The organism is Arthrobacter sp. P1_D4 (genome assembly GCF_056406115.1).
On the sequence record NZ_JBFUAU010000009.1, the window covers coordinates 282,597 to 299,215 of the forward strand.

Annotated in this window: 16 protein-coding genes and 1 riboswitch; of the genes, 7 read left to right on the forward strand and 9 right to left on the reverse strand. The window is 68.4% G+C overall.

Translation table 11 applies throughout. The annotated features are described in order from the left end of the window. The first annotated feature begins 60 nt into the window (after nt 1-60). A complete protein-coding gene (locus tag AC1D0A_RS11435) occupies nt 61-456 on the forward strand; it encodes a twin-arginine translocase TatA/TatE family subunit (RefSeq protein WP_028275671.1) in 396 nt (131 codons plus the stop codon). 97 nt (nt 457-553) lie between these two features. Here the strand turns inward: AC1D0A_RS11435 and AC1D0A_RS11440 are convergent, their stop codons facing one another. Genes AC1D0A_RS11440 through AC1D0A_RS11450 form a run of 3 tightly spaced genes read right to left on the reverse strand, consistent with a single transcriptional unit; the run spans nt 554 to nt 3,787 of the window. Next, nucleotides 554-1,681: an Mrp/NBP35 family ATP-binding protein gene (locus AC1D0A_RS11440; protein ID WP_243182261.1), complete on the reverse strand. Its 1,128-nt coding sequence runs from the start codon at nt 1,679-1,681 to the stop codon at nt 554-556. 11 nt (nt 1,682-1,692) lie between these two features. Further along, nucleotides 1,693-2,523: a DUF1003 domain-containing protein gene (locus AC1D0A_RS11445; protein ID WP_439954158.1), complete on the reverse strand. Its 831-nt coding sequence runs from the start codon at nt 2,521-2,523 to the stop codon at nt 1,693-1,695. Continuing rightward, a complete protein-coding gene (locus tag AC1D0A_RS11450) occupies nt 2,504-3,787 on the reverse strand; it encodes a magnesium transporter MgtE N-terminal domain-containing protein (RefSeq protein ID WP_028275668.1) in 1,284 nt (427 codons plus the stop codon). Before AC1D0A_RS11450 ends, AC1D0A_RS11445 begins: the two co-directional genes overlap by 20 nt. A 77-nt stretch (nt 3,788-3,864) precedes the next feature. On the opposite strand from AC1D0A_RS11450, the gene AC1D0A_RS11455 reads away from it, so the two are divergent. Next, nucleotides 3,865-4,755, forward strand: a complete 891-nt coding sequence (locus tag AC1D0A_RS11455) for a YflT domain-containing protein (RefSeq protein WP_243182262.1) — start codon at nt 3,865-3,867, stop codon at nt 4,753-4,755. A gap of 110 nt (nt 4,756-4,865) precedes the next feature. Here AC1D0A_RS11455 and AC1D0A_RS11460 read toward each other — a convergent pair whose 3' ends face one another. After that, on the reverse strand, nt 4,866-6,449 hold the full coding sequence (locus tag AC1D0A_RS11460) for an aminopeptidase P family protein (protein ID WP_243182263.1): 1,584 nt from the start codon (nt 6,447-6,449) through the stop codon (nt 4,866-4,868). A 123-nt stretch (nt 6,450-6,572) separates the two neighbouring features. On the opposite strand from AC1D0A_RS11460, the gene AC1D0A_RS11465 reads away from it, so the two are divergent. Further along, on the forward strand, nt 6,573-7,418 hold the full coding sequence (locus tag AC1D0A_RS11465) for a PHP domain-containing protein (protein WP_243182264.1): 846 nt from the start codon (nt 6,573-6,575) through the stop codon (nt 7,416-7,418). 48 nt (nt 7,419-7,466) lie between these two features. On the opposite strand, the gene AC1D0A_RS11470 is transcribed toward AC1D0A_RS11465, so the two are convergent. The 3 genes from AC1D0A_RS11470 to AC1D0A_RS11480 all read right to left on the reverse strand — a co-directional run bounded on the left by AC1D0A_RS11470 (nt 7,467) and on the right by AC1D0A_RS11480 (nt 11,984). After that, nucleotides 7,467-8,339 carry a DNA-methyltransferase gene (locus AC1D0A_RS11470; RefSeq protein ID WP_028278091.1) on the reverse strand — a complete coding sequence of 291 codons (873 nt, stop codon included), beginning with the start codon at nt 8,337-8,339 and terminating at the stop codon, nt 7,467-7,469. 8 nt (nt 8,340-8,347) lie between these two features. After that, nucleotides 8,348-10,120 (reverse strand): DEAD/DEAH box helicase, encoded by a 1,773-nt coding sequence (locus tag AC1D0A_RS11475; protein ID WP_476945811.1) that lies wholly within the window; start codon nt 10,118-10,120, stop codon nt 8,348-8,350. 370 nt (nt 10,121-10,490) lie between these two features. After that, nucleotides 10,491-11,984 (reverse strand): RNB domain-containing ribonuclease, encoded by a 1,494-nt coding sequence (locus tag AC1D0A_RS11480; RefSeq protein ID WP_243182239.1) that lies wholly within the window; start codon nt 11,982-11,984, stop codon nt 10,491-10,493. Nucleotides 11,985-12,022: 38 nt separating this feature from the next. On the opposite strand from AC1D0A_RS11480, the gene AC1D0A_RS11485 reads away from it, so the two are divergent. Next, the gene (locus AC1D0A_RS11485; RefSeq protein ID WP_243182240.1) at nt 12,023-12,697 is read left to right on the forward strand and encodes a ferritin-like fold-containing protein; all 675 of its coding nucleotides are present in this window, start codon (nt 12,023-12,025) and stop codon (nt 12,695-12,697) included. 37 nt (nt 12,698-12,734) lie between these two features. Here AC1D0A_RS11485 and thiE read toward each other — a convergent pair whose 3' ends face one another. Next, nucleotides 12,735-13,433: a thiamine phosphate synthase gene (thiE, locus tag AC1D0A_RS11490; RefSeq protein WP_476945812.1), complete on the reverse strand. Its 699-nt coding sequence runs from the start codon at nt 13,431-13,433 to the stop codon at nt 12,735-12,737. Nucleotides 13,434-13,459: 26 nt separating this feature from the next. Beyond that, nucleotides 13,460-13,580: riboswitch (TPP riboswitch) on the forward strand. Here thiE and thiO point away from each other — a divergent pair. The 3 genes from thiO (at nt 13,574) to AC1D0A_RS11505 (ending at nt 15,947) form a co-directional block, all read left to right on the forward strand. After that, entirely contained in the window at nt 13,574-14,884 is a 1,311-nt protein-coding gene (gene thiO / locus AC1D0A_RS11495; protein ID WP_476945813.1) for a glycine oxidase ThiO, read from the forward strand. (Overlaps the previous riboswitch by 7 nt.) After that, nucleotides 14,881-15,117: a sulfur carrier protein ThiS gene (thiS, locus tag AC1D0A_RS11500; protein WP_028278094.1), complete on the forward strand. Its 237-nt coding sequence runs from the start codon at nt 14,881-14,883 to the stop codon at nt 15,115-15,117. Before thiO ends, thiS begins: the two co-directional genes overlap by 4 nt. Before the next feature lie 44 nt (nt 15,118-15,161). Further along, the gene (locus AC1D0A_RS11505; protein ID WP_143264658.1) at nt 15,162-15,947 is read left to right on the forward strand and encodes a thiazole synthase; all 786 of its coding nucleotides are present in this window, start codon (nt 15,162-15,164) and stop codon (nt 15,945-15,947) included. 157 nt (nt 15,948-16,104) lie between these two features. Here AC1D0A_RS11505 and AC1D0A_RS11510 read toward each other — a convergent pair. After that, a partial coding sequence (locus tag AC1D0A_RS11510) for an HNH endonuclease (RefSeq protein WP_476945814.1) occupies nt 16,105-16,619 on the reverse strand: 515 nt, incomplete at its 5' end.

The window sequence follows — 16,619 nt, forward strand, 5'->3', positions numbered from 1 at the left end:
GCCGGCATACGGACTTCGCGGAATCGTCGCCAGCCCGAGCGAGAGGGTAACCTTCCTAAAGTGCTTGGAATCAATGGACCGGAGTTCTTACTTCTGCTGATCATCGGCCTTCTGGTGATTGGTCCCAGCAGGCTGCCCGAATACACCCAGAAACTTGCCAACATTGTCAAGGAAGTGCGCCGGATGGCGTCCGGTGCGCGGGAACAGATCAAGGAAGAAGTCGGCATCGACATCGATGAGGTCGACTGGAAGAAGTACGATCCGCGGCAGTACGATCCCCGCCGCATCATCAAGGAAGCGCTCCTTGACGATGACACCAAGCCGATGAGCGCCGGGGCACCCGCAACGGTCTCCGCGGCCGCTGCCGCGACTGCCGTCGCCGTGCACCGCCCCGAGCGGGTGCTTGAGCGGCTGCCCGAGGGCGAACCGGCACCCTTCGACTCAGAGGCGACCTAGGACTTCCCGCGGCGGACCTGCCGCAGTGCCTTCGCAGGGATGCGGCCGGGCCTTGTCAGCGGGCTTCCGTGTCGGCATCCGCCGGCACGGGGCCCTGTCAGCGGGGCTGCAGACCCAGCGGCATGCCCTTGAGGCCGCGGGGAACCGACGCCAGCCTGCCGGCGATCCCCGCCAAGGCCACGGCCGCAGGCGTCTCCGGACGGCCCAGCACCAGCGGCACTCCGGAATCCCCACCCTCACGCAGGAGGACTTCGAGCGGAATCTGGCCCAGCAGCGGCACGTCCTCACCCACGGTGGCCGAGAGGCGCTCGGCGAGCACGGCGCCGCCGCCGCTGCCGAACAGTTCCATCCTGCCGCCGTCGGGCATTTCAAGGTAGGACATGTTTTCCACGACGCCGGCCACGGTCTGGCCCGTCTGGGTGGCGATCGCACCCGCCCGCTCGGCAACATCCGCGGCGGCCGCCTGCGGGGTGGTCACGACGAGGATCTGCGCCTTGGGCAGCAGCTGGGCGACGGAGATCGCGATGTCGCCTGTGCCGGGGGGCAGGTCCAGGAAGAGGGCGTCGAGGTCGCCGAAGTAGACGTCGGTGAGGAACTGCTCGAGCGCCCGGTGCAGCATCGGGCCCCGCCATGCCACGGGCTGGTTCCCGGTGACGAACATGCCGATGGAGATGACCTTGACCCCGTAGGCCACGGGCGGCAGGATCATGTCGTCCACCCGCGTGGGGGCCTGTGTGATGCCCATCAGCGCCGGAACGGAGAAACCGTACACATCCGCGTCCACGATCCCCACACGGAGCCCCTGGGCGGCCAGGGCGCACGCCAGGTTGACCGTGACGGAGGACTTGCCCACGCCGCCCTTGCCGCTCGCGACGGCGTACACCTTGGTCAGCGAGCCCGGCGCGTTGAACGGGATGCCGCGCTGGGCGCCGGCGCCCCGCAACTGCTCCTTGAGGGCGTCGCGCTGGACCTGTGTCATCACTTTAAGGTCCACGTCCACGCCGGTGACGCCCGGGACGGCGGACAAGGCAGCCTCGGTGTCCGCCGTGATGGTGCCGCGCAGCGGGCAGCCCGCGATGGTCAGCAGCACCGCGATCCGCACGCGGCCGCCGTCGCCGATCTCAACGGACTCCACCATGCCGAGCTCGGTGATGGGGCGGCGGAGCTCAGGGTCGATCACGGTGGCAAGTGCGCCGTGCACTGCCTGTTCCAGCGGGGTGCTCATGCGGGCGATGCTCAGCTTTCGGGGATGGTGCGGTGTGCGGGCTGGCGGGTGGGATCGGCCGCGGCCTCGGAGTGGTTCGCCGACGGGTTCGGCAGTTTCCCCGAAGGGTTCCCTGTCGGGTCCCGTGAAGAGTCCTGCACACGGTCCTTGGCCGGGTCATCGCGCTTGCCGCCGGCTTTTACCCGGGGGATTTGCTGGGTCCGGGGGCTGCGCTGCTTGTCGCGCCGCTCCTTCATCTTCTCCTTGACCTTTTCCCGCGGGGTCTCGTGGGCGCCGGCGGAAGGATCGTGGGTGCGCAGTTCCTCCTGGGCCTCCAGCATGTCCTCCAGCAGGCTGCGGAGCTCGGCGCGGACGTAATCGCGGGTGGCGACCTCGCGCAGCGCGATGCGCAGGGACGCAAGTTCCCGGGTCAGGTATTCAGTGTCGGAGAGATTGCGCTCGGCCCGCTGGCGGTCCTGCTGCAGCGAGACCTTGTCGCGGTCGTCCTGGCGGTTCTGGGCCAGCAGCAGCAGGGGCGCGGCGTAGGAGGCCTGCAGGGACAGCATGAGGGTCAGCAGCGTGAAGCCCAGCGCCCGTGAATCGAACTGCCATTCCTCCGGCGCCCACGTGTTCCAGCCCAGCCAGAACAAGCAGAACACCGTCATGTACATCAGGAACGCGGGGGTTCCCATGAAACGGGCGAAGCCTTCCGTGGCATGGCCGAAGGCGTCCGGGTCGGGACGGAAGTTGGGCAGGATACGCTGCCGGCCGCTCAGGGGCGTGTCGAGACCGCCGGTGGTCCTGCCGCCAGGGCGGACATTGGAGGTCCGTGGTGCTGTGGGATCAGCCAATGCGGCCTCCAAGCTTTCTTATCGGGGCATCGTCCTCGTGGGCGCGCCAGTCGTCCGGCAACAGATGATCAAGCACGTCGTCAACAGTCACCGCCCCCACAAGCCGTCCGTCATCGTTGACAACTGGAAGCGAGTTGAGGTTGTACGTTGCCAGCGCGCGGGCGACCTCGCTGATGTGGGCCTGGTCGGAGACCGGCTCCAGGCTCTTGTCCACCAGATTGCCCAGCGGCTCCGGCGGCGGAAAGCGCAGGAGCTGCTGGATATGGACGACGCCGAGGAATCGTCCCGTCGGCGTCTCCAACGGGGGCCGGGCGACGAAGATCGACGACGCCAGGGCGGGGGAGAGTTCCTCGCGGCGCACGTGCGCGAGTGCCTCGGCGACGGTTGCTTCCGGGGGAAGGATTACCGGCACGGGCGTCATGAGCCCGCCGGCGGTGTCCTCGTCGTATTCGAGCAGGCGGCGGACGTCTTCGGCGCCTTCGGGTTCCATCAACTGCAGGAGTTCTTCAGCCTGGGCGCTGGGGAGTTCGGCGAGGAGGTCGGCGGCGTCGTCCGGATCCATCTCCTCGAGGACGTCGGCGGCGCGGTTGACGTCCAGGGCGGAGAGGATCTCCACCTGATCACCTTCGCGCATCTCCTGCAGGACGTCCGCGAGCCGTTCGTCCTGGAGTTCGCTCGCAACCTCGAAGCGGCGCTTGTCGCTCATTTCCTGCAGGGCCTCGGCGAAGTCGGCGGGCTTGAGGTCCTCGTGCGTGGCCACGAACTGGGTGGCGGCCTGTGGCTCGGTCTTGGCGCCTTGCCGGGCATCGGCCCAGTCGATGATGAGGGTTTCATTGCGGCGCAGCCGGCTCAGGGGCGAGAGGGAGTGGCCGCGGCGGACGAAGAGCTTGCTGACGAACCAGTCGCCGGAGCGGTGCCGGTCCATGGCGATGTCCTCGATGGTCGCGTCGCCGCTGCCGTCCGCAAGGGTCACCCGGCGGTCGAACATTTCGGCCACCACGAGGGTTTCCGCGCCGCGCTGTTCGAAACGGCGAAGATTGACCAGCCCGGTGCAGATGACCTGGGTCTGGTCTATGGACGTAATCCGGGTCATCGGCACGAAGACGCGCTTCTTGCCGGGGACCTCGACGACGATGCCCACCACGTGCGGGGCGCCCCTGGTTCCGCGGGAGAGCACCACGACGTCGCGCAGCCGACCCAGACGGTCGCCCAAAGGGTCGAAGACGTCCAGTCCGAGGAGGCGCGCGACAAACACTCGCGAAAGATTCGTGCTCACCCCTACAGGCTACCGAGTCTGCTCTCTTTTAGCTGAATTTCCAGCCGCACACCAGCCCGATGGGTGAGAATGGGCATATGTCAAACATTTTTGGTGCTCCCAGGGCCGGTGCCCCCAACGGCTCGGACGAGGCACGCACCGTCCCGAGAGGCGACGTTGTCGGTTCCTACAACTCCTACCTGGATGCCCAGAAGGCGGTGGACTACCTGGCTGACCAGCAGTTCCCCGTGCAGATGGTGTCGATCGTGGGCAATGACCTGAAGATGGTCGAGCGGGTGACCGGCCGGCTTACCTACCCCCGCGTCGCCCTCTCCGGCGCCCTCAGCGGCATGTGGTTCGGCCTGTTCGTCGGCGTCATGCTGTCCTTCTTCTCCACAACCCCCGGTTATTTCTCGATTGTGACGTCAGTGCTGATGGGTGCCGCGTTCTTCATGCTGTTTGGCATCGTCACGTACGCCATGCAGCGCGGCAAGCGTGACTTCACCTCAACCAGCCAGGTGGTCGCGACCAATTACGACGTCGTGGTCTCCTTCGAGGCCGCCGGCGAAGCGCGGCGCCTGCTCCACCAGCTGCCTATGACGGCGCATGACGCGTCCGGTGCCGCGGCCGGCGGTTTCGCTCAGCAGGACTACCGTCATCAGGCACCGCAGCAGCCCGGCCCACAGCAGCCGGGACAGCAGACCCATGCGCCGCAGCGCCCCGCGGGCTGGAACGACCCGTACGGCCAGAGAACGCCGGAGACCGGCGCAGACCCGGCCGGACAGTACCAGGGCGGTGCACCCCAGCAGGAGGGCCCCGCGGGCCCCGCTCCGACGGCACCGGCCGCGGCTGAGGAGGCGGCGGCCCGCCCGGCCGGCCGGGTTTCCGGGGTGAGCTATCCGGATCTCCCGGACGGCCGCCCGCAGTACGGGGTCAGGGTCACGGACAGCGAGAAGCCCGCGGCAGGCCAGGACGGCCAGCAGCACTAAACCGGGCAACACGGAGGCCAGGCAAAAACAGGCAGCAAAAAGGGAGGGTCCCGGACATCCGGGACCCTCCCTTTTTTGCTGCTTTTCTTGCTGTTTACTGCCTGACTGACCTACGGAGTCTGGCCGTCCACTTCCAGGTAGATGCCCGCCATCCAGGACTCGACGTCGTCGGCCTTGCGCGGCAGTGCGGCGCTGAGGTTGACCGGGCCGTCCGCCGTCATGAGGATGTCGTCCTCGATCCGGACGCCGATGCCGCGGTATTCCTCGGGGATGCCGATGTCCTCGCTCTTGAAGTACAGGCCGGGTTCGATCGTGAACACCATGCCGGGCGTGAGCACGCCGTCGAGGTAGAGTTCACGCTTCGCCTGGGCACAGTCGTGGACGTCGAGGCCGAGGTGATGGCTGGTGCCGTGCGGCATCCACCGGCGGTGCTGCTGGCCCTCGGTGCTCACGGCTTCCTCGACGGAGACGGGCAGGAGGCCCCATTCGGCGAGCCGCTCGGCCAGCACCGTGGTGGCTGCCGTGTGGATGTCCCGGAACTTCGTGCCCGGCTGGGCGGCGGCCAAGCCGGCGTCGGCGGCGTCGAGCACTGCCTCGTAGACCTTGCGCTGGACCTCGGAGAACTTGCCGTTGGCCGGCAGGGTACGGGTGATGTCCGCGGTGTAGAGGGAATCGGCCTCGACTCCGGCATCCAGCAGCAGCAGTTCGCCCGCGTTGATCTTGCCGGTGTTCCGGGTCCAGTGCAGCACGGTGGCGTTGTTGCCGGAGGCGGCGATGGTGTCGTAGCCGAGCTCGTTGCCTTCCTCGCGGGCCCGGGCGAAGAACGCCCCTTCCACGACGCGCTCGCCGCGGTGGTGGGTCAGCGCCCGCGGGATCGCCTTGACCACCTCGGTGAAGCCGGCCACGGTGGCGGCGACGGCGATCTTCATCTGTTCGATTTCCCACTCGTCCTTGAGCAGGCGCAGTTCCGAGAGGGCCTCTGTGAGTTTCTCATCCAGGGCGTCGAGCACGCTCAGGTCGAGGTTGTCGGGGTCCTTGGCCGTGTTGTAGCGGGCAGTGTCGACGAGCGCATCAATGTTCTCGTCAACCTTGCGGACCAGCCTGATGGAGATTCCGCCGATTTCCGGCGCGCCGACATTCTTGGTGATGGCGAGTTCGAGTTCGGCGATGTCGGCCGTGTCGAGTCCCAGCTTGACCTTGAACTCGGCCAGGGTCGGGCGTGCGCCGATCCAGAACTCCCCGGAGCGGGAATCGGCGTAGAACTGCTCGGTGTCGCGGCCGGCCAACGGGCGGAAGTACAGCGTGGCGTGGTGGTTTCCGCCGTCGTCGCCGGTGCCCTCCGCGACCGGTTCCAGGATCAGAACCGCATCAGGTTCGTGGTCCAGGCCGAGGCCGGTGAGGTGCGCGAAGGCGGAGTGCGGCCGGAAGCGGTAGTCGCAGTCGTTCGAGCGGACCTTCAGCGGACCGGCGGGGATGACCAGGCGTTCACCTTTGAACTGGCCTGAGATGGAGCGGCGCCGGCCTGCGGCGTGGCCCGCGACGGCGTCCCGCTCGGGGAGCTGTTGCGAGGCCGGCGCCCAGTTGCTGGCCATGAAGGCCTTGAAGGCGTCGGAGCTGGGCCGCTGCGAGCGGTTGTTGACGCGCTCTTCGAGGGGCTGGGAAGCGGAGACTAGGGTGTTATCTGCATCGTTCACCGTCCCATAGTCTCACCAGCGCCGCGGCTTAGGCCAACGGCGCGCTCGCGCTGCAGGGCCGCTGCAGGGCCCCGGCACGACGGGGCCGAGGCTTTGGATCCTGCCATCTACTAGGCTGGTGAGGTGAGGATCGACCTGCATGCGCACTCCAACGTTTCCGACGGCACCCAGGCGCCGGCCGGCGTCATGGAGTCCGCCGCCGCCGCGGGCCTCGACGTCATCGCCCTGACCGATCACGATTCCACTGCCGGGTGGGCGGAGGCCGCCGTCGCCGCCCGGAAAGCCGGGGTCGCGCTGGTCCCGGGGATGGAGATCTCCTGCCGCACCGCGGAAGGCATCAGCGTCCACCTGCTCAGCTACCTCCACGACCCCGCGCATCCCGGACTGCTTGAGGAAATCACCAAGTCCAAGGACGCCCGGCACACGAGGGCGCAGAAGATGGTCACCCTTTTGTCGGAGGACTACCCGCTGACATGGGACGACGTGATTCACCACGTCGCGCCGGGGGCCACCCTGGGCCGCCCGCACATCGCCGACGCGCTCGTCGCGGCCGGTGTGGTGGAAGACCGGGCCGAGGCTTTTGGTTCCATCCTCACAGCACGCTCGCGCTACTGGGTCCAGCACTATGCGCCGGAGCCGGCGCTCGCCGTCGAACTGGTCCGTGCAGCCGGGGGCGTCCCGGTGTTCGCCCACCCCGTGGCATCCGCCCGCGGCCGGATCGTGGGGGAGGGGACCTACCGGGAGATGATCGACGCCGGTCTGGCCGGCCTGGAAATCTACCACCGGGACAACCCCGAGGAGGGCCGGACGTTCCTGCGCCGCATCGCCGAACGCTATGGCCTGCTGGTCACAGGGTCCTCCGATTACCACGGCGCGGGAAAGCCGAACCTGCTGGGCGAGAACCTGACCTCCGCAGAAGTCTTTGCCCGGATCGAGGAACTGGGCACAGGCTCGCACGTGGTGCGCTGAAAAGCCGCCCCGGCCCCGGGAACGGCGGGGCGCGGTGAGGGCGGCGGGTCAGACCGTCGGGAAAGACGTGAACTGCGCCTGCGCGGCCAGGCGCTTGGCCATGACGTCGATGGCCGGCTGGTTCTGGTCCACGCACACGAACCTGCGGTCGAGTTTCGCGGCCACGGACCCGAGCGTGCCGGAACCTGCGAAGAAGTCCAGGCACCAGTCGCCCGGCCGGCTCGAGGCAGCAACCACGCGGCGGATCAGCCCCTCCGGCTTCTGCGTCGGGTAGCCGGTTTTCTCCTTGCCGGTCGGCGAAACGATAGTGTGCCACCACACGTCCGTGGGCAACTTGCCGAGCTCGCGCTTGGCGGGGGTCACCAGTCCGGGCGCCATGTAGGGCTCACGGTCCACCTCGGCGCTGTCGAAGTGGTACTTTGCCGGGTTCTTGACGTAGACGAGGATGTTGTCGTGCTTGGTGGGCCAGCGGTACTTGGCCCGTGCACCGTAGTCGTACGCCCAGATGATCTCGTTCAGGAAACATTCGCGGCCGAAGATCGCGTCCAGCATCACCTTTGCGTAGTGCACCTCGCGGTAGTCCAGGTGCAGGTACAGGGTGCCGTCGTCGGCCAGGAGCCGCCAGGCCTCCACGAGCCGGGGCTCGAGGAAGGACCAGTAATCGCTGAACGCGTCGTCGTACTTGTGCAGCGCGCCCTTGATGGTGTCGTAGGACCGGCCCTTGAACCCGACTCGGTCACCCTCGCCGCCGGCGTTGAGCACCATCCTGGTTTCCTGGCGCCGCTGGACCCGGCCGGTGTTGAAGGGCGGGTCCACGTAAATCAGTGTGAAGGCGCCGTCCGGCAGCGTGGGGAGGTATTCCGCGTTGTCCGCGTGAACCACCAGGTTGCTGCCGTCCGGCGCCCAGACGGTGTCAGTCATGGAGGGGATTAGGCCTCGGCGCCGCTCGGCTGTGCGTCGCCGCCGGCCACTACCTCGCCGTTGCGGCGGCGGGTGCGGGTCCGGCGCCGGGCTCGGGTCGCCCGGTCCACCTCGGTGGGGGCCTTCGCCGGAGCGGCGGCAGCTTCCGGTCCCTGTCCGTTCGCGGTGGACGCCGTGGCGGCATCGGCCTCGGCGGGACGGCGACGGCGGTCGCCGGAGCGTCCGCCGGCTTCGGTGCCGCTGCGGCGCGAGTCACGTCCGCCGGTGCGGCTGCCCTCGCGGGCGCCGTCACGGCTGCTCGTGCGGCTGCCTTCACGGGCGCCGTCACGACTGCTAGTGCGGCTGGCGTCCTTTGCGCCGTCCCTTCCGCTGTCCTTTGCGCTGGTGCGCGAGTTCTTCTTGCCGGTCTCGCCGAGGTCTTCGAGGACCTCCGCGTCGACCCCGGCCAGCACACGCTTGTCGCGCGGCAGACGGCCCTTGGTGCCTGCGGGGATGTCGAGTTCCTCGAACAGGTGGGGCGAGGACGAGTAAGTTTCCACGGGCTCGGGGTAGCTCAGGCCGAGGGCCTTGTTGATGAGCCCCCAGCGCGGCATGTCGTCCCAGTCAACAAAGGTCACGGCGGTGCCCTTGTTGCCGGCACGGCCGGTGCGGCCGACGCGGTGCAGGTAGATCTTCTCGTCTTCGACGCACTGGTAGTTGATCACGTGGGTGACGTCGTCGACGTCGATGCCGCGGGCGGCGACGTCGGTGGCAACGAGGACGTCCACCTTGTTGTTGCGGAAGGCGCGCAGCGCCTGTTCGCGGGCGCCCTGGCCGAGGTCACCGTGGATGGCGGCCGCAGCAAAACCGCGGTCCACCAGTTCCTCGGCCACCTTCGCGGCGGTGCGCTTGGTCTTGGTGAAGATGATGGTCCGGCCGCGTCCGCGGGCCTGCAGGATGCGGGCTACCACTTCCACCTTGTCCATGCTGTGGGCACGGTAGATCAGCTGGCGGATGTCGCGCTTGGTCAGGCCCTCGTCGTCCGGGTCCGCGGCGCGGATGTGGGTCGGCTGGGTCATGTAGCGGCGGGCCATGGCGATGACCGGGCCGGGCATGGTGGCGGAGAACAGGAGCGTCTGGCGGACCGCGGGCGTGCCGGCGATCAGGGTCTCGACGTCCGGCAGGAACCCGAGGTCCAGCATCTCGTCGGCTTCGTCGAGGATGACGATCTTGACGTTCTTCAGGCTCAGGTGCTTCTGCTTGAAGAGATCGATCAGGCGGCCGGGCGTGCCGACGACAACCTCGACGCCGTTCTGCAGCGCCTCGACCTGCGGCTCGTAAGCGCGGCCACCGTAGATGGTGGCGATGCGGGCGTTGCGCTTCTTTGCGGCGTTTTCGAGGTCCTTGGCTACCTGGACGGCGAGCTCGCGGGTGGGGACGATCACCAGGGCCTGCGGGGCGCCGGGAACGGCCAGTTTGTCGAAGCCGGCGTCGTCGCGGCCGACGACGCGCTGCAGCGCCGGGATGCCGAAGCCGAGCGTCTTGCCAGTACCGGTCTTGGCCTGGCCGATGATGTCATGCCCTGCCAGTGCGACCGGCAGGGTCATGGCCTGGATCGGGAAGGGGTGGGTGATGCCGGCGTCGGCCAGGGACTCCACGATGTCCGCGCGGACACTGAAGTCGGCAAAGGTCTTCTCGGCAATCTCGTGCGGCTTTTCGTCCGAGATGATGGTCTCTTCGGGCTCGATGGTCTCCGTGCCGGACTCATCGGTCAGAAGCTGGTGCGTGTGCAATTCACTCACAGGGGAGTTTCCTTATTCATTTTGGGCTGCGCTGCTTGCTCAACGGGGGCGGCCGTGGTGGCCGTTCCGGAGCACGCTCAGGCGCGCAAGCAATTCCAGTGGAAGCCGATCGCGGGCTATCTAAATGCTGGCACTGGGGACCAGCGGGTGTATCTCAAGATCGCGTAGGGGCGGGCTTGTTGAATTCGAAAATCATGGAAATCAACGACCGGGCATCCATTTCTACCTCTTCAGTCTAGCTGTACAAGCCGCGGATCCTCGACTGGGCGGGTGATTGCGCCTCGGGAAGTGACCGGGAGGGCACCGGGAGCGCTGGCTGGCGACGGCGTGGGGACGGCGTCGGGACGGCCTGCGGACCGCCAGCGGGCCGTCAGCCCACGAGCTCCAGCTGGATTTCCCGTGTGGCGATGTCCGAGGACACCACCCGGACCCGGACTTTGGTGCCCGGTTCCAGTTCGCCGGGGCATCGTGCGGTCACGGCGGGCTCGGCGATCTGGACGATCCCGGACGGGCCGTTTCCGTTGCCGTTGGTCTTCCCGCCGTTGCCGTTGCTGGTGCCGTTGGTGCCCTTGGCCGGCTTGGGACCGGAGATGACGACAGCGTCGAATTCCTGGCCGACGTGGTTGACGAGCAGCGCCGCTTCAACGGTGTCCAGCGACAACCGCTCCAGTTTCGCGGCCAATTGGTCCGAGGTGCCCATGATGGCAGGGAGGGACGGCAGCGCCTCCCTGGCCCAGGCAGGAACCTCGGTGCCGTTGCTCAGGGCCTCGCAGATCACCAGCACGAAGCGGTCGACCAGCCGCCGCAACGGTGCCGTGGAATGGGCGTAGGCGGCGCCGATGGCGGACTGGACGGCGGCGTTGGGCACTGTGCCGTCGAAGGGTGTGTATCCGGCACCGCGGAAGAGCATCCCTGCTGAATGCACAATGGCCAGCTGCCGGGGGTCCGTCGGGTCAAGGGTCCGCAGGTACTCGCCGTAGCGCATTTCCCCGTCCCAGGGCTTGCCGAGGGCGTGGGTCTGCCGGTGGAAGTGGCGCAGTGACGCCTCGTCCGGGGCGGGCATGGTGCGCAGGATGCCGACTTTGCCCTGGAGCATGAGCGCCGCGGCGGCCATCCCGGTCATGAGTGAAATCTGGGCGTTCCAGTCCTCCACCGGCAGCGGCGGGGCCGCCACGATCCGGTAGCCGCCGTCGGGCAGTTGCTGGATCTCTTGTTCCGGCATGTTCAGGCTCGCGCCGCCGCGCAGGCGTTCCAGTTCCACCCGTTTGAGCCCTACTTCTTTCAGCAGCTGCAGCACGGGCGCCGCGGTGCCGGCGTCGAGCTCGGCCTGGACGCCTTTGTAGTTGAGCTTCGCGCGGCTGCGGACCTGTGCCCGGCGCACGAGGACCGAGGCGACCTCTGCCGCGGCGTCGAGTTCGAACTCCCAGACGAACGCCGCGCACAGCTGCCCGGCGAGCAGGCTGCCGGCGGCCTCGCTGATGATCTCCGGATGCAGCGGAATCCGGCCGTCCGGGGTGTAAAAGGTCTGGCCGCGGCGCCGGGTTTCGGCGTCGAGCGCCCCGCCCGGGGCGACAAAGGAGGGGACGTCGGCGATGGCGTAGAAGACCTTGTAGCCGCCGTCGCTCCGTTCGATAAAGAGGGCCTGGTCCAGGTCGGTGGACGACGCCGGATCGATGGTCACGAACTCGACATGCGTGAGGTCAAGGTCCGGGAGCTTGTGCTCGGCCACTGCTGCCTCCGCGTCGCGGAGCACAACTTCGGGGAACGGGCCGGGCAGTTCCAGCGTGGTGCGCAACGCCTTGAGGGCCCCGGCAAGCTGGTTCTGCTGCTCGTGGACACTGGGGGTCAGGCGATGATGGGACACGAAAATCAGGGTAGCCCGATTTCCGCTATTAGTCTTGGATGATGAGCGCAACTGCGGACGATCCTGCCCTCTACAACAGCTTCCTTGCCGAACTGCTGGGAGTCTTGGCGTACGGCGAGCTTTCCGCCTTCGAGCGGCTGTCCTCGAGTGCCCGGTACTCGCCCACGCTGCATGACCGTGCGGTGCTGGGCAGGATGGCCGTGGTCGAGTTCCAGCATTACGAACTCGTCCGGACCCGGCTCGAGCACATGGGCCTGGATACGGAGGCCGCCATGCTGCCGTTCCAGCCCTCGGTGGACCACTTCCACGAACGCACGCGCCCGTCGGACTGGTACGAGGCCCTCATGAAGGCCTACGTGATCGACACGGTCGCCGCGGACTTTTACGGCGTCGTAGGCCGGTACGTCGACGCCGCGACCCGTGAGTTAATCGGACAGGTCCGCTCCACCGGTGAGTCCACGGCCGTGCTGCAGGCGCGCCTCAAGGCGGCCCTGGCCGATGACCCCCGGCTGGCGTCGCGCCTGGCGTTGTGGGCCAGGCGCCTGCTGGGGGAGGTACTGAACCACGCCCAGCGTGTCAGCGCTGAGCACGCGTTCCTCGGCGGACTGTCGGGGCTGGACGACGCCGGCGCCCGGGCGCTGGTCAACGGCCTGGCGGCCGAACTCGCAGCGAATCACGCGCGCCGGATGACGGAGCTGGGTCTCGCCGGATAGTTTCAGTGCCGGCCGGCATTACGGGCTGGGGACCTGCTTAGGATGCGGCGGCGTCCAACGCCGCCAGCAAGGCTCCGGCGGCGTGGGCCGGATCAGCGGCCTCGGTAATCGCCCGGACCACAACGATCCGCCGGGCACCGGCATCGACTACCTGCTCCACGTTACTGAGGTCGATCCCGCCGATCGCAAACCACGGCAGCACGCTTTCGTTGACCCTGCCGGTTCCCTCCGCGTCCGCCCCGCCGATCGCCTGGGCGGCGTAGCGCACCAGATCGAGGCCGACGGCGGCGCGTCCGGGCTTGGTGGGCGTCGCCCACACGGGGCCCACACAGAAATAATCGAGCCCTCTGCGGCCGGGCGCGGCAGCGATGGCGGCGTCCACCTGCTTCGGGCTGTGGGTGGACAGGCCGATCACGGCATCCTTGCCGAGAAAGCCGCGGGCGGCGTCGAGCGAAATGTCCTTCTGGCCGACATGGAACACCGGAGCTCCGGACAGGGAGGCGATGTCCGCCCGGTCATTGACGGCCCACAGCCGCCCGTGGCGCTGCGCCGCGGTGTGCAGGACCTCCAGCAGTTCCAGCTCCTCGGAGGCCTCGAGCGACTTGTCGCGCAACTGGATGATGTCCACGCCGCCGGCGAAGGCGGCGTCCACGAAGTCCGCGAAGTCGCCGCGGTCCCTGCGGGCGTCGGTGCAGAGATAGAGGCGGGCGGTGGTGTGGAGAGGGTCCTGGCTCATGGGACCAGCCTAGTTCCTCTAAACTGGGCGCATACCGCGGGAGCCCGCAGCAGCCATATCGCCGCTGCCCGGCTGAGAGGGCGTCAGAGCCGACCGCTTGACCTGATCCGGCTAGTACCGGCGTAGGGAAGGAATTTTTCATGGGCACACGAGCAGGCCGTGCAGCCGGAGCCGCAAATGACGCCGCCGCCCAGGTTTGTGACACAGGGCCCGGTACCGCAGAGGGAATCATCGCGGGGGATACGAGTGCCGACGTGGCCGTGATCGGTGGCGGGGTGATCGGCCATGGCATCGCGTTCGAGGCCATGCGCTCGGGCCGATCCGTGGTCCTGATCGATGATGCTCCCGGCAGCGGAGCCAGCTGGGCCGCCGCCGGCATGCTGGCCCCCGTGAGTGAACTGCACTACCAGGAGGAGCAGCTCCTGGAACTGATGCTTGAGGCCTCCCGGTTGTGGCCAGGATTCGCTGCGGCTCTCGACGCCGGTGCCGCCGGCGCGGATTCCCCGGCGGGTACCGGCTACTTAACGACGCCGACCCTGGCGGTGGGGGCCGACGCGGCGGACCGGCGCGCGCTCGCGGACTTGAGGGAAGTCCAGCAGGCATGCGGCCTGGCCGTGGAGCCACTGACAGTGCGCGAGGCGCGCACCCGGGAGCCCCTGCTGAGTCCCGGCATCTCGTGTGCCTTCGACATCCCGGCCGACCACCAGGTGGACCCCCGCCTGCTGATCACCCGGCTCGCCGGCGTACTCGGTGCGGAAGGCGGCAGCTTCGTCCGGCGGCGCGCGGCGGGCCTGCTGTGGCAGGACGGACAGGTGGCGGGTGTGCGGTTGGCCGGCGGCGGTTCCGTGCGGGCTGCGGAGACCGTGGTGGCCAACGGGCTCGGCGCCGCCGCGCTCGAGGAGCTTCCGGCCGGGCTGGCGCTGCCGCTGCGGCCCGTCTACGGCGACATCCTCCGGCTTCGCGTGCCTCCGCATCTGCAGCCGCTGCTCACGGCCACCGTGCGGGGCATGGTGCGCGGCATCCCGGTGTACATCGTCCCCCGCCAGGACGGCACAGTGGTGATCGGGGCCACCCAGCGGGAGGATGGACCGTCGGATCCGCACGCGGTTTCCGCCGGCGGTATTTACCAGCTGCTGCGGGATGCCCAGCAGCTGGTGCCTGCGGTCGCCGAGCTGGAGCTTTTAGAAGCCACGGCGCGGGCGCGGCCCGGCACTCCGGACAATGCCCCGCTGCTGGGGCGGGTCGCACGAGCGGACGGCGGGGACGTCCCGGGACTCATCATCGCCACAGGATTCTTCCGGCACGGCGTCCTGCTGACCCCCCCCGCCGCCGCCGTGTGCCGGCAACTCATGGACTTCACGCCGGACCCGCGCTGGGGCGGGTTCCGCCCGGACCGTTTTTCCCGCATCCCGGTTACGTCCGGGGACAGCCCCAAGAAGGAAGCAGCATGAACATCCGACTTAACGGAACGGAGCAGAGCGTCGCCGACGGCGCCTCCGTCTCCACACTCGTCACCCAGCTTACGGGCCGGAGCATCGGCCCCGACGGCCGCGCCGCCGACGGGCGGAAGCTCGGTGTCGCCGTCGCCCGCAACGCCGAAGTGGTGCCGCGCAGCCAGTGGCACGCCACGGCCCTCGCCGACGGCGACGACGTCGAACTCGTCACGGCAGTCCAGGGAGGATGACCAGCATGAACGAGACGACATTCGCAGGAACACATGTTGTCCCCATGACCGGTGCGGTGGCCGATCCGTTCGTGGTCGACGGCGTAAGGCTCGGCTCCCGCCTCATCATGGGAACCGGCGGTGCCCCGAGCCTGGACGGGCTCGGGGCGGCGCTGGTGGCGTCCGGGACGGAGCTGACCACGGTGGCGATGCGCCGCTATTCGCCAGCGGAGACGGGCTCGCTGTTCCAGCTGCTCGAGGACCATCAGATCCGGGTGCTGCCGAACACGGCAGGCTGCTTCACCGCCAAGGACGCCGTCCTGACCGCCGAACTTGCGCGGGAGGCCCTGGAAACGGACTGGGTCAAGCTCGAAGTCATTGCCGACGAGCACACACTGCTGCCGGACGCCGTCGAACTCGTGGACGCAACCGAACAGCTCGTGGCCCGAGGCTTCAAGGTCTTCGCCTACACGAACGACGACCCCGTGCTTGCCCTCCGGCTCGAAAACCTCGGCGCGACGGCCGTGATGCCGCTGGGCGCCCCGATCGGCACCGGACTGGGCATCCTGAACCCGCACAACATCGAGCTGATCGTCTCGCGCGCGTCCGTGCCCGTGGTGCTGGATGCCGGGATCGGCACGGCCTCGGACGCTGCCCTGGCGATGGAACTCGGCTGCGACGCTGTGCTGTTGGCTACGGCGGTGACCCGTGCGCAGAATCCGGTGCTCATGGGCGAGGCCTTCAAACATGCCGTCATCGCCGGCAGGCTAGCGAAAGCGGCCGGCAGGATCCCGCGGCGGGAACACGCACTGGCGTCCTCGGCAATGGAAGGCCGGGCCGAGTTCCTCTAACGTCGTTCCTCTGAAGCCTCCCGGGATTGGGCGGGCTGGCCCGGTTCCCCGGGCCAGCATCCCCAAGAACCCCAACGAGTCCTCACCGCATGGCTCGCACAAGGCCGTCATGGCCGAAAGCGGGCACCTACATAACGAGCACCTAAATAACTGGGCGCTACTGGTCGGGCCGGAAGTAGGTGTTCCGTCGGGGTGTCCGGGCGGGGTCGAGGTGGGGTGGCGGGATGAACCAGGGGATTCCGGTGCGCATCTGGATGCTCCAGTGTTCCTTGTGGATCACGTGGTGGTGATGGGAGCAGAGCAGGGTTCCGTTGCCGGTTCCGGTGGTTCCGGCGCGGGACCAGTAGGTGATGTGGTGGGCCTCGCACCAGGGTGCCGGGATGGTGCATTGCGGGAAGGCGCAGCCCCGGTCCCTGGCCGTGATGGCCTTGCGGATGTGGGGCGGGAAGACGCGGGAGGCGCGGCCGATGTCCAGGACCTGGCCCTCGCCGCCGAGGACGACGGGGATGATGTCGGCGTCGCAGGCGATTTTGCGGAGGGTGCCGGCGGTGACGGGGCCGGTGAACAGCAGCGTCCCGGTGCCGTGTCTGGTTCCGGTGCCGTGCTGTGCGGTGTTGGCAGGGGCGCCTGCTTCGGCGGGAGTCGTCCCGAGCCGGGTGAGCAGGTCCCGGT

Bases quoted from the DNA above. Each gene is read 5' to 3' on its own strand.
- AC1D0A_RS11455 (WP_243182262.1), top strand. From the start codon at position 3,865: ATGTCAAACATTTTTGGTGCTCCCAGGGCCGGTGCCCCCAACGGCTCG.
- AC1D0A_RS11440 (WP_243182261.1), bottom strand. From the start codon at position 1,681: ATGAGCACCCCGCTGGAACAGGCAGTGCACGGCGCACTTGCCACCGTG.
- thiE (WP_476945812.1), bottom strand. From the start codon at position 13,433: ATGAGCCAGGACCCTCTCCACACCACCGCCCGCCTCTATCTCTGCACC.
- AC1D0A_RS11505 (WP_143264658.1), top strand. From the start codon at position 15,162: ATGACCGGTGCGGTGGCCGATCCGTTCGTGGTCGACGGCGTAAGGCTC.
- AC1D0A_RS11470 (WP_028278091.1), bottom strand. From the start codon at position 8,339: ATGACTGACACCGTCTGGGCGCCGGACGGCAGCAACCTGGTGGTTCAC.
- thiS (WP_028278094.1), top strand. From the start codon at position 14,881: ATGAACATCCGACTTAACGGAACGGAGCAGAGCGTCGCCGACGGCGCC.
- AC1D0A_RS11485 (WP_243182240.1), top strand. From the start codon at position 12,023: ATGATGAGCGCAACTGCGGACGATCCTGCCCTCTACAACAGCTTCCTT.
- thiO (WP_476945813.1), top strand. From the start codon at position 13,574: ATGGGCACACGAGCAGGCCGTGCAGCCGGAGCCGCAAATGACGCCGCC.